The sequence below is a fragment of the Microbacterium sp. 3J1 genome (genome assembly GCF_001049495.1).
GTDB lineage: Bacteria > Actinomycetota > Actinomycetes > Actinomycetales > Microbacteriaceae > Microbacterium.
On sequence record NZ_CDWI01000011.1, the window covers coordinates 107,092 to 121,806 of the forward strand.

The following is a 14,715-nucleotide window of genomic DNA, read 5'->3' on the forward strand; positions in this document are numbered from 1 at the left end:
AGGCGGCGCACGGACGACGAGAGGGGCGGATGCCGTCACGGCATCCGCCCCTCTCGTCATGCGCGCTCAGGCGGCGTCGGTGCCCAGCGTGCCCAGGTAGAGGCCGATCACCTTCGGGTCGTTCAGCAGGTCGCGTCCGGTGCCCTCGTAGGCGTCTCTGCCCTGGTCGAGGACGTAGCCCCGGTCGCAGATCTGCAGGCACCGTCGGGCGTTCTGCTCGACCATGATGGTCGTCACCCCGGCCTTGTTGATGTCGGAGACGCGGATGAACGCGTCGTCCTGTCGCACGGGGGAGAGGCCGGCGGAGGGCTCGTCGAGCAGCAGCACGGACGGCTCCATCATGAGGGCCCGCGACATGGCGACCATCTGCCGCTCACCACCCGACAGTGAGCCGGCACGCTGCTTGAGACGCTTGCCCAGCTCGGAGAAGATCCCGGTGACGAACTCGAGCCGCTCGGCATACGCCTTGGGGTTCTGGTAGAGCCCCATCTGCAGGTTCTCCTCGATGGAGAGCGACGGGAACACGTTGTTCGTCTGCGGCACGAAGGCCACGCCGCGCTTGACGAGCTTGTCGGCCTTGAGGCCCACGATGCTCTCGCCGTTCAGCGTGATGTCGCCGCTGCGCACGTTCAGCAGCCCGAAGATCGCCTTCAGGAGCGTCGACTTGCCGGCGCCGTTCGGGCCGATGATGCCGATCAGCTCGCCCTGCCTGGCGACGAGGTTCGCGCCGCTGAGGATGTTGACGCCCGGCAGGTAGCCGGCGTGCACGTCCTTCATCTCGACGACGACGCGGTCGTCCACGGATGCATCGGTCATGCCTTGCCCTCCTCGGTGCTGTCGGCGGCCAGTTCGGCCTCGGCCTCGGCCTCGATCTGCTCACGCAGCTTGACCGCCGCGGTGTCGGCGAGAACGGGGATGCGGCCGGTGACGGCGCCGAGGTCCACGTCCTGGTGGGCGCCGAGATAGGCGTCGACCACGGCCGGGTCCTCCATCACCTCGTCGGGCGGTCCCTCGGCGACCACGCGGCCTTCGGCCATCACGATCACCCAATCCGCGATGTGGCGGACCATGTGCATGTCGTGCTCGACGAACAGCACGGTCATGCCCTGTTCCTTGAGGTCGAGGATGTGGTCGAGGAGCGACTGGGTGAGCGCCGGGTTGACGCCGGCCATGGGCTCGTCGAGCATCACCAGGGTCGGATCGCTCATCAGCGCGCGGGCCATCTCGAGCAGCTTGCGCTGCCCGCCCGAGAGCGCGGCGGCGAAGTCCTTCTCCTTGGCGTCGAGCTTGAAGCGGGCGAGCAGCTCGCGGGCCTTCACCTCGATCTCCTGATCCTGCGTGCGCCACAGGAACGGGAACAGGCTCGACCAGAAACCCTCTCCGCGCTGGTTCGGGGCTCCGAGCTTCATGTTCTCGAGCACCGTGAGCAGCGACAGCGACTTCGTCAGCTGGAACGTGCGGACCTGCCCCATCCGCGCCACCTTGAAGGAGGGGACGCCCGACAGGTTGGTGCCGTCGAACGACCACGAGCCGCTGTTGGGCTTGTCGAAGCCGCAGAGGAGGTTGAAGAGCGTCGTCTTGCCGGCGCCGTTCGGGCCGATGAGCGCGGTGATGGCTCCTCGGGGGATCTCGACGTGGTCGACGTCGACGGCGGTCAGGCCGCCGAAACGGCGCTGCACCGCATCCACGACGAGGATCGGATCGACCTTGGCCACACCGGGGGCGGCAGGCCCCTTGGTGAGTCCCGTGGTCTTCGGGCGTCGGATGCTCCCGGTGGAGGGCACCTGCTGGGCGCCCTCGGCGGGGGTCAGTTCACTTGACAAAGGTCATCTCCCTCTTGTCTCCGAGGATGCCCTGCGGGCGGAAGATCACGAGCAGCATGAGCGCCACTCCCACGAAGACGAACACGAGCGTGGAGGCCTGGCTGTCGGACATCGGGAGGATGCCCGCCTTGGCCATGGCGGGGAGCAGGTTCGCCAGGAAGGCGAACACCACCCAGAAGAGCACTGCGCCGAGCGTCGGGCCGAGCACCGTCGCCGCTCCGCCGAGGAGCAGGATCGTCCACAGGAAGAACGTCAGCGACGTCGTGTAGCTGCCGGGGACGACGGCCGAGGGGAGGACGAACACGATCCCGCCGGCGGCGCCGATGATGCCACCGACGACGAGCGCCTGCAGCTTGTACGCGAAGACGTTCTTGCCGAGCGAGCGCACGGCGTCCTCGTCCTCGCGGATGCCCTTGAGCACGCGGCCCCAGGGGCTGCGCATGAGCGCCCAGACGAGGAGGACGGCGATCGCCAGCACGATGATCCCGAAGACGCGGTTCCACAGGTCGTTCGCTGTGAACGTCCACGGGCCGAAGCCGTATGTGCCCTCCGGGAACGGGTTCGCGTCGCGGAAGCCGCCGTTGAACTGCGCGAGGCCGTCGGCCGAGTTGGTGTACTCGTCGAAGAGCTGCGTCGTGAACAGCAGGCGGATGATCTCACCCGCGGCGATGGTCGCGATGGCGAGATAGTCGGCGCGAAGGCGCAGGGTCGGGATGCCGAGGATGATGGCGAAGACGGCGCCGCCGATCAGGCCGATCAGCATGCCGATCCACCAGGGGAGACCGAAGCTGAGCACCGAGATCGCGTAGCCGTAGCCGCCGATCGCCATGAACGCCGCCATGCCGAAGTTCAGCAGGCCCGCATAGCCGAAGTGCACCGCCAGGCCCGTGGCCGCCAGAGCGTAGGCGATCGTGACCGGGCTGATCAGGTAGACCGCGGTGTTGGAGAAGATGCTTCCGAAGTCCATCGTCAGCCCAACCTTTCCTTGCGTCCGAGGAGGCCTTGGGGCCTCACCAGGAGGATGACGATGAGGACGACCAGCGCACTCGCATACTTCAGGTCGGACGGGATCCAGAGAGTGGAGACCTCGACGGCGATGCCGACGATGAGCGAGCCGACCAGAGCGCCGAACGCGGTGCCGAGACCGCCGAGCGTGATCGCCGCGAAGATGAGCAGCAGCATCTGCACGCCCATGTCCCACTTCACGCCGGGGCGGAAGTAGGCCCAGAGGATGCCGGAGATGGCCGCGAGGACACCGGCGAGGATCCAGACGATGCGGATGACCCGGTCGACGTCGATCCCGGATGCCGCGGCGAGCTGGGGGTTGTCGGAGATGGCCCTGGTCGCCTTGCCGATGCGGGTGCGGGTGAGGAACCAGGCCACGCCCAGGATCACGACGATGCTGACGCCCATGGCGATCAGGTCGATGTAGGAGAGCGAGATCGGTCCGAACTGGATCGGCTCGGGGCTGGAGCCCGGGAGCTGGCGCGTGCCGCCCCCGATGAAGTACTGGAAGACGTACCGCAGCGCGAGCGAGAGGCCGATGCTGACGATCATCAGCTGCACGACGCCGAGGCCTCGCCGACGCAGGGGCCGCCAGAGCCCGGCGTCCATCGCCCAGCCGAACAGACCGCCGCCGATGACCGCCGCGGCGATGCCGAGCCACAGCGGGAGGTGCCAGAAGCTCGTCGTGACGAGGGCGACGAGACCGCCCCACGTGACCATCTCGGCGTGGGCGAAGTTCGACAGGCGCGTCGTCCCGTAGATCAGAGCGGCGCCCATCGAGGCGAGCGCGAGCAGGAGCCCGAAGTTCAGGCCTCCCACGAGGCGGGAGAGGAGCTGATCGGCGAAGGAGACGGTGATCCGCTCGCCCTCGCCGAGGAACAGGTTGAGGATCTTCGTGCCGGTGAGGCCGAACTCCACCTCGAACGAGGCGGTCGTCCCGGCGATCGGCTGCGTGCCCTCCGGCAGCTGCGCGGCGTCGACGATGACGCCGTCGGGGAGGGTGTCCTCGTCGACCGTGATCTTGTACGTGTCCTTCTCGGGGACGTACAGCCGCCACTTGCCCTCGGCGTCGGTCTCCGTCTCGCCCTCGAAGCCGCCGCCGTCGATCGTCATGACGACGCCCTCGACGGGTTCGTCCTCGAAAGTGATCACACCGGCGAAGTAGAACTCGGTGACCTCCTGACCGTCGTCGGTCTCCTCCGCGGACGCGGAGGCGGGTGGCTGCACCCAGAGGAATGCCATGGCGAGGAGCGCAGCCAGCAGGGCGACAGCCCACCGCTTTCCGCTTCGATTCGCCGAGATCGTCGGACTCACAGAACCTCCAGTCGAGTACACAGAGCATGACCGGGTTGTTCATCGGCCCTGATGTACGACGGTATGAGCGTAATGTGTCGGCTCTGTTTCAACCAAGGCACGATCTGCTCACGGTGAGAACGATCCCATCACGAAGTTGCGCGATGCGCTCGGAGACGACGGGCCGAGCCTCGCGGTATGCCAGCATGCGCCGGGAATTTCCTCAGGGTGCCGACGCTTAGAATTGGTACACCTCGCCCCAGATCGCGCCCGCAGGAGGACAATCCATGGACCAGCACGACCCCTTCGGCTTCGTCGGACTCACATACGACGACGTGCTGCTCCTCCCGGGGCACACCGACGTCATCCCCAGCGAGGCGGACACCTCGTCGCGGATCACTCGCCGGATCTCGGTCGCGACGCCTCTGCTGTCCAGCGCGATGGACACGGTGACGGAGTCCCGCATGGCGATCGCGATGGCGCGCGAGGGCGGCATCGGCATCCTGCACCGCAACCTCTCGATCGCCGACCAGGCCGCGCACGTCGACCGCGTCAAGCGCAGCGAGTCGGGCATGATCACGGATCCGATCACCACGAACCCCGATGCCACCGTCGAGGAGGTCGACGCGCTGTGCGCGAAGTACCGCATCTCGGGCCTTCCGGTCGTCGACCCCGACGGGCGCCTCGTCGGCATCATCACGAACCGTGACATGCGCTTCGTCTCGGGCTTCGAGCGGCAGACCACGTTCGTGAAGGACGTCATGACGTCCGAGGGCCTGGTCACCGCTCCGGTCGGCGTCGCAGCAGGGGAGGTCATCGCGCTGTTCGCGAAGCACCGGGTCGAGAAGCTGCCGCTGATCGACGACGACGGCAAGCTCGCGGGCCTCATCACGATCAAGGACTTCGACAAGAGCGAGAAGTACCCGCTCGCCACCAAGGACGACCAGGGCCGACTCCGTGTGGGCGCGGCGATCGGGTTCTTCGGAGACGCCTGGGAGCGGGCCGAGGCGCTGCGCGACGCCGGTGTCGACGTGCTCGTCGTCGACACCGCGAACGGGCAGTCGCAGGGCGTCATCGACCTCGTCAAGCGGCTCAAGGCCGACGAGAGCTTCGCGCACATCGACGTCATCGGCGGCAACGTCGCGACGCGCGAGGGCGCTCAGGCGCTCGTCGACGCGGGAGTCGACGCCGTGAAGGTCGGCGTCGGACCCGGCTCCATCTGCACGACCCGCGTCGTCGCAGGTGTCGGCGTGCCGCAGGTGACCGCGGTCTACGAGGCCTCGCTCGCCGCGCGCCCCGCCGGCATCCCGGTCATCGCCGACGGCGGTCTGCAGTACTCCGGCGACATCGCGAAGGCGCTCGTCGCGGGCGCGGACGCCGTCATGCTGGGCTCGCTCCTCGCCGGCACCGACGAGTCGCCGGGCGAGATCGTCTTCCAGTCGGGCAAGCAGTTCAAGCAGTACCGCGGCATGGGCTCGCTCGGAGCCATGCAGACCCGCGGCAAGCAGACCTCGTACTCGAAGGACCGCTACTTCCAGGCCGACGTGCCCAGCGACGACAAGCTGATCCCCGAGGGCATCGAGGGCCAGGTGCCGTACCGCGGTCCGGTGTCGGCGGTGGCCTATCAGCTCGTCGGAGGCCTGCGTCAGTCGATGTTCTACGTCGGTGCGCGAACCATCGAGGAGCTGAAGCAGCGCGGACGATTCGTGCGCATCACCGCGGCCGGGCTCAAGGAGTCGCACCCGCACGACGTGCAGATCGTGGTCGAGGCGCCCAACTACAAGCGCTGAGCATTCCCACGGTAGGGGTCGGATGCTGTCGCATCCGGCCCCTTCCCCCTGTCGGCGACGAGGCGTACGGTGCCGGTATGTGCCGCAACATCGTGCCGTTGAACAATCTCGAACCCGCCGCCACCGACGACGAATGCCACGACGCCGCTCTGCAGTTCGTGCGCAAGATCTCGGGGACCACGGCGCCCTCTCGCGCGAATCAGGCTGTGTTCGACCGCGCCGTCGAGGAGATCGCGCGCGCGACCAGGGAGCTCGTCGACGGTCTGACGACTTCGGCGCCGCGCAAGGACCGCGAGCTCGAGGCCACCAAGCGCCGCGCCCGTTCCGCCGAGCGCTACGAGGCGATCCGCGTGTACCAGCAGGAGAAGCGCGCCGCGCGATCCGCGACCTGAGCCCTACCATCCGACCCCGGTGGCGCACGCGGCTCTGCGCCGTCGATATGCCAGTATTAGGGAAACCCCGCTCGACTTCCCCTCGAGTTCCCGGCGCGAAGGGCGCGGGGGACGCGACGCCGGCCACGACCGGCAGGGACTTCCCCATGGAGAGCCTCAGATATGCCTCAGGATGCGCCCCGCGTCCTGGTCGTCGACGACGACCCGGACGTCGCCCTGCTCGTGAAGACCGTGCTCCAGAGGCGCGCCGGCTGCGAGGTGCTGACCGCCGGTGACGGTCGCGCCGCGGTCGACAGTCTCGCCGACTTCGTCCCCGACGTCGTGGTCACCGACATCGAGATGCCCGGTCTCGACGGCCTCGAGCTGCTCGCGGAGCTGCGGCGCAGCGATCCGCTCGTGCCCGTGATCGTCATGACGGCGCACGTCTCGGTCGAGTACGCCGTGTCGGCGTTGCGAGCGCAGGCCGACGAGTTCCTCACGAAGCCGCTCGACAACGCGCGTCTCGTCGAAGCGGTGACGCGTCTCGCCGAGGAGGGGCGTGCACGACGCGACGCGGGTCGGCCGAAGGAGGTCGTGCTCGCGATCGGCGCCCACCCCGACGACGTCGAGATCGGCGTCGGCGGCCTGCTCTCGGCTCATTCGGCCGCGGGAGACTCGATCACGATCCTCACGCTCTCTCGAGGTGCGCGCGGCGGCGACGCCGACAGCAGGCAGCACGAGTCCCTCGCCGCGGCAGAGCTGCTGGGCGCCCGCCTCTTCGTGCAGGACCTCGTCGACACCGAGATCTCCGGCGGCGGCGCCACCGTGCGCCTGATCGAGGAGGTCGTGCAGGAGATCCAGCCGACGATCGTGTACACGCACTCCGAGCACGATCGGCATCAGGACCACCGCGCCGTGAGCGAGGCCACGATCGCGGCCACGCGTCGCGTCGGAACCGTCGCCTGCTACCAGAGCCCCTCCGCGACCATCGATTTCCGTCCGACCCGTTTCGTGCGCATCGATCAGTACATCGAGCACAAGCTCCGCCTGCTGGAATGCTTCGGATCCCAGACCGCGACGCGGGACTACCTGGACCCTGACTTCGTCACCGCGACCGCCCGCTACTGGTCGCGCTTCGGGGGAGGGGCCGCGGTCGAGCCCCTCGAGGTCGTCCGCGAGACGGCCGAGTTCATCGGCGCCCACGAGCTGTCACGACGGGAGAGCTGATGACCGCGCGCGTACTGGTGACGGGAGCCGGAGGACCCGCCGGTGTGGCGGTCATCCGGTCGCTCCTGCGTCGCCCCGACCTCACCGTCTTCGCCGCTGACATGGACGGCTGGGCGAGCGGGATCTATCTCGTCCCCGAGGACCAGCGCCGTCTGGTGCCGCCCGGACGCGACGAGGACTTCGTGCCGACCGTCGCACGGATGGTGGCGGAGGACCGACTCGATCTCGTGATCTCGACCGTCGACGTCGAGCTCATCGCCCTCGCGGGGCGCCGGGACGAACTCGCGCCCGCTGTGCTCGCCGCGCCGTCGAAGGAGACCCTCGACACGGCGCTCGACAAGCTCGCGCTCGCGGAGCGCTGCGAATCGACCGGTCGCGTCCCGCGCACCGCGCTCGCCGGAGCGGATGCCGACGCCATCGACTGGGAGTTCCCGGCCTTCGCCAAACCTCGCCAGGGCGCCGGCAGCCGGGGCGTGCGACTCGTGCCCGACCGCGCGGCGCTGCAGGCTCTCCCCCTGGACGAGGGGCTCATCGTCCAGGACTTCCTCCCCGGCGAGGAGTACTCGGTCGACGTGATCGCCGACGCCGCCGGAGAGATCGTCGCCGCCGTGCCGCGTACGCGCGCCAGGGTCGATTCCGGCGTCGCCATCGCGGGCCGCACCGTGCACGACCCGGAGCTCGAGGAGACCGCCGCGGCGATCGCGCGGGCGATCGGCCTGGTCGGCGTCGCGAACGTGCAGCTGCGGCGCGATCGTAGCGGCCGGGCCGTGCTGCTCGAGGTGAACCCGCGGTTCCCCGGCGCCCTTCCGCTGACGATCGCAGCAGGCGTCGACATCCCGTCGCTCGTCGCCGACCTGTATCTCGGCAGGGATCTCCCTGCACGCATCCCCTTCCGCGAGGTCGCCTCCGTGCGCTTCCTCGAAGACGTGATCGTGGAGGTCGACGAGGTGCTCGTGTCGGCGCACGCGGGGCATCAGGAGGAGCTGTGACCGGCGCAGCGCTACGCGGCGATCACCACGTCCACTCGACGTTCTCCGACGACGCCGTCTCCTCGCTCGCGGAGAACGTGGCTGCGGCCGCCGACGCCGGACTGACGACGCTGCGACTCGTCGACCATGTGCGCCGCACGACGGCATGGGTGCCCGAGTACCTGGCCGCCGTGCGCGCCCTCGAGGTGCCTGAGGGGCTCACGGTCCTCACCGGGGTCGAAGCCAAGATCCTCGATGCATCCGGCGAGCTCGACATCCCCGCACTGCCCGCGGGGATCGACCGCATCCTCATCGCTGATCATCAGTTCCCCGGCAGCGACGGACCCCTGGGACCGACCGCCGTGCGCGAGCGGATCGCTGCCGGCTGGTCTCCCGACGACGTCCTCGACCAGCTCGTGTCCGCGCTCATCGCGACCATGCGACGGCATCCTGGAAACCAGCTCGCCCACTGCTTCTCGATCCTCCCGAAGATCGGGCTGGCGGAGGCGGACCTCGGCGCCGAGCGGACGGCGGCCTGGGCCGCGGCCGCGGCGGACACCGACACGCTCGTCGAGGTCAACGAGAAATGGGGATGCCCCGGCATCCCGCAGCTGCGCGCACTGCGCTCGGCCGGCGCCGAGATCGTGGCGTCGACGGACAGCCACCACGCGTCCGAGGTCGGCCGCTACTCGAAGGTCACCGCTCTCCTCTCCGGAACGGAGGAACCATGATGCCCGACCTCACCTGGATCGAGACGGTCGTCGTCGTCCTGCTGCTGCTGTGCGTCTTCGTCGGCACGCTGCCGGTGGTCAACACCGGTCTGCAATTCCTCGCGCTGCCCGTGCACGCCTTCCGCAACCACTACCGGGATGCGGCTCCGCATCACCCGCGCATCGCCGTTCTCATCCCCGCGTGGAACGAGGGGATGGTGCTCGGGCAGGCCGTCGACCGGCTGATGCAGCTGGAGTACCCCGCCGACCGTCTGAGGATCTTCGTGATCGACGACGCCTCGACCGACGACACCCCCGAGGTCGTCGCCGCGAAGGCCCAGGCGTATCCGGGTCGAGTCGTCCACCTCCGTCGCGCGAAGGGCGGCGAGGGCAAGGCGCACACCCTGAACCACGGGCTCGACGTCGTGCTCGCCGATGAATGGACCGAGGCCGTCCTGATCATGGACGCCGACGTCATCTTCGCCCGCGATTCGCTGCGCAAGATGAGCCGCCACCTCGCCGACGAGAAGGTCGGCGCCGTGACCGCCTACATCGCCGAGGGCAGCCGGGACCGCAACTACCTCACGCGGTTCATCGCGATCGAGTACGTGATCGGCCAGCTCTCGGCCCGCCGCACCCAGAACGTCGGCGGGGCCATCGCGTGCCTCGCCGGAGGCGCTCAGCTGCACTCGCGGGCGAACCTCGAAGCGATCGGCGGGCGGATTCCCACCGGCACGCTCGCCGAGGACACGATGACCACGTTCGAGGGGCAGCTGGCCGGCCGGCGCATGGTCTTCGAACCCCACGCGGTCGTCCTCGCGGAGGAGCCGCGCTCGATCGACAGCCTCTGGAAGCAGCGGCTGCGCTGGGCACGGGGAAACGTGCAGCTGACCTCGATCTATCGCAAGCTGTGGTTCCGCCCGAGTCCCGATCACAACCTCGGGAGCTTCGCGTTCGGTCTCGGCTGGTTCACGATCCTGCTGCTCCCCGCATTCATGATCCTGGCAGCGACCGCGCTGCTCATCCTGCTGATCCTGCACAGCGACATCGCCGAGTTCGTGTTCCGCTTCATGTGGATCGCCGCGGCCTGCATCTACCTCTTCTCCATGCTGTATTCGGTGCAGCTCGACCCGCGGATCGGACGTCAGTCGTGGCGCGAGGCGCTGATGTTCCCCGGTCTCGGCGCGCTCATCCTCATGGCCATCGCGCTGTTCCCCTGGGCGTTCGAGGGCGGACTCACCCAGCTCGGGCTCGCCGTCACCGACGAGACGCGGTTCACATGGGCCGTGATCTTCTACCTCTGGGGTCCGATCTCGATGCTGGGGATCTGGCTGGCCCGGACCGTGGAGCCGCTGCCGGGAGGTCGCTTCTTCGCCGGCCTGCTGCTGTACGTCTGCGGCTACGGGTCCCTGCTCTGCGCGATCACGGTGGATTCGTACATCAAGGAGTGGCGTCGAGCCGACGCCGCCTGGATCAAGACCGAGAAGATCGGACGGGTCGACGCATGACGGAACCACTCTCACGCAGCGCGGAGGAGGAGGAGATCGCCGCGGACGCACGCCGTGAGAAGCGGCTGATCCCGCAGGCGCTGATCTCGCTCGCCGTCGTCGTCGTCATCGTGGTGGTACGAGAGCTGCTGCTGCGATGAGCGCTCGGCCGCTGGCGCTCGTCGTCGAGGATGACGCGGATCAGACCGCGCTCCTCCGTCGTCATCTCGAACGGGACGGCTTCGACGTCTTCGCGGCAGCGGACGCCGAGTCCGCGATCGCCGCGTTCCCGGGCATCCTCCCCGCGGTCGCGGTGATCGACCTCCTGCTTCCCGGGATCTCGGGTCTCGAATGCGCCCGTCTCGTCCAGGCCCGATTCCCGGACTGCTTCCTCATCGTGAGCTCGGTGCTCGACGTCGCGGACTACCCGTCCGCGCACGCGGCGCTCCCCAAGCCGATCAGGGGAGCCGACCTGCGCAAGATCCTGCAGGCAGTGCCGCGATGAGCCTCGCCACCACTGCGACCGCGACCGTCCAGCGCGGGTGGCGACGGTTCTTCGACGATCCGACGCCGCTCATGAAGCAGGGGCCGACCGCGATCGCCGTCGCGATCTCGGCTCTGCTGATCGCCGTGATCCCGGACTTCCCGGTCACGAGCACCGCGGCCGCGATCGCCGGCATCGTCACCGTGGGCGTCGCGACGGTCGCGGCTGCGGTGTTCTCGGCGCGAGGCCGCTACGACGGCTGGCTCGTGATGCTGGTCCCGATCATCGACATCCTCGCCATCGGCGCGCTCCGCGCGGGGACGGGCGGAGCCGCCTCCCTGTTCTCCTCCCTCGTGCTGCTGCCCGTCATCTGGATCGCGGCGGCGCCCGGCATCCGGCACGTCGTCATCGTCGGGGTGTTCACGTCGATCGCCCTGCTGATGCCGTACCTCCTGGATCCCCCGGAGGATGCGATCGCCTGGCTGCGAGGAGTGATCGCCCCTCTCGTCTTCGCGACGGTGGGCGCGATCGTGAACGAGCTGTCTCGCCAGCAGCGCTTCCGCACCTCGCAGGCCGAGGCCCATGTCGCCGAGCGCTCGGCTGCGCTCGCCGCGAAGGAGGCGATGCTGGAGCAGCTGCGGGAGAGCGAGCACCAGTACCGCACTCTCTCTGAGTCGTTCACGAGCCTCTGGAATTCGATCACCGGACAGGCGGTCATCGCGACCGACAACTGCGGCATGATCACGGCGTGGAACCCCGGCGCCGTGCGGCTGCTCGGGATGCCGGTCCACGAGGCGCTCGACGGTGTGAGGGTGGACCACTTCTTCGATCCCTCCGTGCTCACGCAGTTCACCGACGGTCCTGTCGCCCGCGCCGAGGGCGAGGTGCACCCGGGAATGCGCGCGCTGTTCGACGAGGCGGATGCCGGTCGCCCCGTGCTCGCGGACGTCGACGTCCTCACCGCGGGGCGCTCGTCCGTGCCGGCCCGTGTGACGGTGTCGCCGTACCAGGACTCGAACGGCGCGAGGCACGGCTACCTCCTCGTGATCACGGACGAGACCAAGGCCGTCGAGGTCGCCCGCATGAAGGACGAGTTCGTGGGCATGATCTCGCATGAGCTTCGCACTCCGCTCAGCTCCATCATCGGCTTCCTGGACCTGCTGCAGAGCGATCCCTCCCAGCCCCTCTCGGTCGACCAGCAGGAGTTCGTGGGGATCATCGAGCGCAACGCCCAGCGTCTGCTCAACCTCGTCGGAGACCTCCTCTTCACGGCGCAGGTCGAATCCGGGCGGTTCCCCCTCGAGCGCCGCGACGCCGACCTCGCAGAGCTGGTGCGCACCGCGGTCGCGTCGTCCGGCCCGCACGCCCAGCGGGAGGGCATCGAACTGGTCGCCGAGACTCCGGACACCCCCGTGCGTCTCGTCGTCGATGCCGGTCGCATCGGCCAGGCGCTCGACAACCTGCTCTCCAACGCGATCAAGTTCACGCCGTCCGGAGGACGCGTCACCGCGAGCGTGCGGTCTTCCGGCTCAGGGGTGGTGCTCGCCGTGCGCGACACCGGACTCGGCATCCCCGAGGACGAGCAGGGGATGCTGTTCACGCGTTTCTTCCGCGCATCGACGGCGACCCGCAATGCCGTGCCGGGCGTGGGGCTCGGACTCACGATCACGCGGGCGATCGTGCTCGCTCACGGCGGATCGATGGACGTCACCAGCAAGGAGAGCGTCGGGACGGAGTTCCGGATCCTGCTTCCGAACGCACCGCGGACCGAGGCGATCCAGATCGTTCCAGGGCGCCCGGACTCACCCGCGCGCGGAGACTGATAGCCTGGTCGGCTCGCCATGCGGGCGGAAGGACGGCCGCATACCGTGGGATACATCGATGTCGCAGGGATCTCTCTGACCCTGCCGGACGGCAGGCCGCTGCTCGACGAGGTGACGTTCCGAGTCGGGACGGGGTGGACCAGCGCCCTCATCGGGCCGAACGGCGCAGGCAAGACCACTCTGCTCCGGATCATCCGCGGAGATCAGGCGGCGGATGCCGGTGTCGTGACGATCGACGGCGGACTCGGCGTGATGGACCAGTTCGTCGGACACGGCGAGTCCGGCCAGACGGTGCAGGAGCTGCTCGTGCGGGTGGCGCCACGTCGCATCCGGCAGGCGGCCGAAGCGCTCGACGCCGCCGAGAACGCCCTGATCGACCGCGACGAGCACGACACGCAGATGGCATACGCCGCGGCGATCGCCGAGTACGCGGAGGCCGGTGGCTACGAGCACGAGACCGTGTGGGATCAGTGCACGGTCGCGGCGCTCGGCGTGCCGTTCGACCGGGCGCGCTTCCGGGAGCTCACGACCCTGTCGGGAGGGGAGCAGAAGCGGCTGGCCCTCGAAGCGCTGCTCCGAGGACCGGATGAGGTGCTGCTGCTCGACGAGCCGGACAACTATCTCGACGTCCCGACGAAGCGCTGGCTCGAGGAGCAGCTGAGGCAGACTCCCAAGACGGTGCTCCTGGTCTCGCATGACCGTGAGCTGCTGGCGAGGGCGGTCGATCGGCTGATCACCCTCGAACCGGGTGGCGCCGGTGCGACGGCCTGGGTGCACGGCGGCGGGTTCACGACCTACCCGCAGGCGCGGATCGACCGGATGGACAGGCTCGACGAGCTCCGCCGGCGTTGGGACGAGCAGCATGCCAAGCTCCGCACGCTGGTCGCGACCCTCAAGGTCAAGGCCGCCGCGAACGACGGCTTCGCCTCGCGGTACCAGGCGGCGCAGACGCGGTTGCGCCGGTTCGAGGATGCAGGGCCCCCGGAGGAGCGGCCCCCCGCGCAGGATTTCGACATGCGGCTGCGCGGCGCCCGCACGGGGAAGAGGGCCGTCGTGGCGCAGCGGCTCGAGCTGACCGGTCTGATGCGCCCGTTCGACGCCGAGGTCTGGTACGGCGACCGGGTCGCCGTCCTGGGGTCGAACGGGTCGGGCAAGTCGCACTTCCTCCGGCTGCTGGCGCGCGGCGGCACGGATCCGGATCCGACGCTCGGGCACGTCACGTCGACGGGCGAGCAGCTCGCCGAGGTCCCGCACTCCGGGACGGCCGTTCTCGGGGCGAGAGTGGTGCCGGGGCTGTTCGCCCAGACGCATGCCCACCCCGAGTTCGTGGGTCGGACTCTGCTCGAGATCCTGCACCGCGGCGACGAGCGGCGAGCGGGTATGCCGCGGGAGGCCGCGAGCTCGGCGCTGGACCGCTACGGGCTGGTGCGTCAGGCGCAGCAGACGTTCGAATCGCTGTCGGGAGGCCAGCAGGCGCGCTTCCAGGTGCTGCTGCTCGAGCTGTCGGGCGCGACGCTGCTGCTGCTCGACGAGCCCACCGACAACCTGGATCTCGAGTCGGCCGAAGCGCTGGAGCAGGCGCTGACGCGCTTCGACGGCACGGTCCTCGCCGTCACCCACGATCGGTGGTTCGCGCGGACCTTCGACAGGTTCCTGGTGTTCGGATCGGACGGCGAGGTGTACGAGGCGGACGCGCCGGTCTGGGACGAACGACGGGTCGCGAGGCCTCGCTGA

General features: G+C 69.1%; 14 protein-coding genes. 10 read left to right on the plus strand and 4 right to left on the minus strand.

Annotated elements, in window-relative coordinates:
* Positions 1-66: 66 nt before the first annotated feature.
* From BN2660_RS09590 to BN2660_RS09605, 4 genes are read right to left on the minus strand one after another with little or no spacing between them, the layout of a single operon-like run.
* Positions 67-816, minus strand: a complete 750-nt coding sequence (locus BN2660_RS09590) for an ABC transporter ATP-binding protein (RefSeq protein WP_091230855.1) — start codon at positions 814-816, stop codon at positions 67-69.
* Positions 813-1,766, minus strand: coding sequence for an ABC transporter ATP-binding protein (locus tag BN2660_RS09595; protein WP_091233483.1), 954 nt, complete (start codon positions 1,764-1,766; stop codon positions 813-815). Before BN2660_RS09595 ends, BN2660_RS09590 begins: the two co-directional genes overlap by 4 nt.
* Before the next feature lie 46 nt (positions 1,767-1,812).
* The gene (locus BN2660_RS09600; protein ID WP_091230859.1) at positions 1,813-2,790 is read right to left on the minus strand and encodes a branched-chain amino acid ABC transporter permease; all 978 of its coding nucleotides are present in this window, start codon (positions 2,788-2,790) and stop codon (positions 1,813-1,815) included.
* A gap of 2 nt (positions 2,791-2,792) precedes the next feature.
* Positions 2,793-4,142 (minus strand): branched-chain amino acid ABC transporter permease, encoded by a 1,350-nt coding sequence (locus tag BN2660_RS09605; protein WP_091230862.1) that lies wholly within the window; start codon positions 4,140-4,142, stop codon positions 2,793-2,795.
* A gap of 266 nt (positions 4,143-4,408) precedes the next feature.
* Between BN2660_RS09605 and guaB the strand changes: the two genes are divergently transcribed.
* The 10 genes from guaB to BN2660_RS09650 all read left to right on the plus strand — a co-directional run bounded on the left by guaB (position 4,409) and on the right by BN2660_RS09650 (position 14,715).
* Positions 4,409-5,911 carry an IMP dehydrogenase gene (gene guaB / locus BN2660_RS09610; protein ID WP_091230866.1) on the plus strand — a complete coding sequence of 501 codons (1,503 nt, stop codon included), beginning with the start codon at positions 4,409-4,411 and terminating at the stop codon, positions 5,909-5,911.
* Between the two features lie 77 nt (positions 5,912-5,988).
* Positions 5,989-6,303: a DUF2277 domain-containing protein gene (locus BN2660_RS09615; protein WP_091230869.1), complete on the plus strand. Its 315-nt coding sequence runs from the start codon at positions 5,989-5,991 to the stop codon at positions 6,301-6,303.
* Positions 6,304-6,465: 162 nt separating this feature from the next.
* Positions 6,466-7,509, plus strand: a complete 1,044-nt coding sequence (locus BN2660_RS09620; protein ID WP_091230872.1) for a response regulator — start codon at positions 6,466-6,468, stop codon at positions 7,507-7,509.
* On the plus strand, positions 7,509-8,498 hold the full coding sequence (locus tag BN2660_RS09625; protein WP_091230875.1) for an ATP-grasp domain-containing protein: 990 nt from the start codon (positions 7,509-7,511) through the stop codon (positions 8,496-8,498). The genes BN2660_RS09620 and BN2660_RS09625 overlap by 1 nt, the downstream gene beginning before the upstream one ends.
* A complete protein-coding gene (locus BN2660_RS09630) occupies positions 8,495-9,208 on the plus strand; it encodes a PHP domain-containing protein (protein WP_091230878.1) in 714 nt (237 codons plus the stop codon). Before BN2660_RS09625 ends, BN2660_RS09630 begins: the two co-directional genes overlap by 4 nt.
* Positions 9,208-10,695, plus strand: a complete 1,488-nt coding sequence (locus tag BN2660_RS09635; RefSeq protein WP_091230881.1) for a glycosyltransferase family 2 protein — start codon at positions 9,208-9,210, stop codon at positions 10,693-10,695. The genes BN2660_RS09630 and BN2660_RS09635 overlap by 1 nt, the downstream gene beginning before the upstream one ends.
* Positions 10,692-10,835, plus strand: a complete 144-nt coding sequence (locus BN2660_RS16610; RefSeq protein WP_176697157.1) for a hypothetical protein — start codon at positions 10,692-10,694, stop codon at positions 10,833-10,835. The genes BN2660_RS09635 and BN2660_RS16610 overlap by 4 nt, the downstream gene beginning before the upstream one ends.
* Entirely contained in the window at positions 10,832-11,179 is a 348-nt protein-coding gene (locus BN2660_RS09640; RefSeq protein WP_091230886.1) for a response regulator, read from the plus strand. Before BN2660_RS16610 ends, BN2660_RS09640 begins: the two co-directional genes overlap by 4 nt.
* Positions 11,176-12,981: a PAS domain-containing sensor histidine kinase gene (locus BN2660_RS09645; protein ID WP_091230888.1), complete on the plus strand. Its 1,806-nt coding sequence runs from the start codon at positions 11,176-11,178 to the stop codon at positions 12,979-12,981. Before BN2660_RS09640 ends, BN2660_RS09645 begins: the two co-directional genes overlap by 4 nt.
* 45 nt (positions 12,982-13,026) lie before the next feature.
* Positions 13,027-14,715 carry an ABC-F family ATP-binding cassette domain-containing protein gene (locus BN2660_RS09650; RefSeq protein ID WP_091230891.1) on the plus strand — a complete coding sequence of 563 codons (1,689 nt, stop codon included), beginning with the start codon at positions 13,027-13,029 and terminating at the stop codon, positions 14,713-14,715.

Coding starts and splice junctions, on each gene's coding strand:
- BN2660_RS09645 (WP_091230888.1), top strand. CDS start 11,176: ATGAGCCTCGCCACCACTGCGACCGCGACCGTCCAGCGCGGGTGGCGA.
- BN2660_RS16610 (WP_176697157.1), top strand. CDS start 10,692: ATGACGGAACCACTCTCACGCAGCGCGGAGGAGGAGGAGATCGCCGCG.
- guaB (WP_091230866.1), top strand. CDS start 4,409: ATGGACCAGCACGACCCCTTCGGCTTCGTCGGACTCACATACGACGAC.
- BN2660_RS09620 (WP_091230872.1), top strand. CDS start 6,466: ATGCCTCAGGATGCGCCCCGCGTCCTGGTCGTCGACGACGACCCGGAC.
- BN2660_RS09590 (WP_091230855.1), bottom strand. CDS start 816: ATGACCGATGCATCCGTGGACGACCGCGTCGTCGTCGAGATGAAGGAC.
- BN2660_RS09635 (WP_091230881.1), top strand. CDS start 9,208: ATGCCCGACCTCACCTGGATCGAGACGGTCGTCGTCGTCCTGCTGCTG.
- BN2660_RS09640 (WP_091230886.1), top strand. CDS start 10,832: ATGAGCGCTCGGCCGCTGGCGCTCGTCGTCGAGGATGACGCGGATCAG.
- BN2660_RS09625 (WP_091230875.1), top strand. CDS start 7,509: ATGACCGCGCGCGTACTGGTGACGGGAGCCGGAGGACCCGCCGGTGTG.
- BN2660_RS09600 (WP_091230859.1), bottom strand. CDS start 2,790: ATGGACTTCGGAAGCATCTTCTCCAACACCGCGGTCTACCTGATCAGC.
- BN2660_RS09615 (WP_091230869.1), top strand. CDS start 5,989: ATGTGCCGCAACATCGTGCCGTTGAACAATCTCGAACCCGCCGCCACC.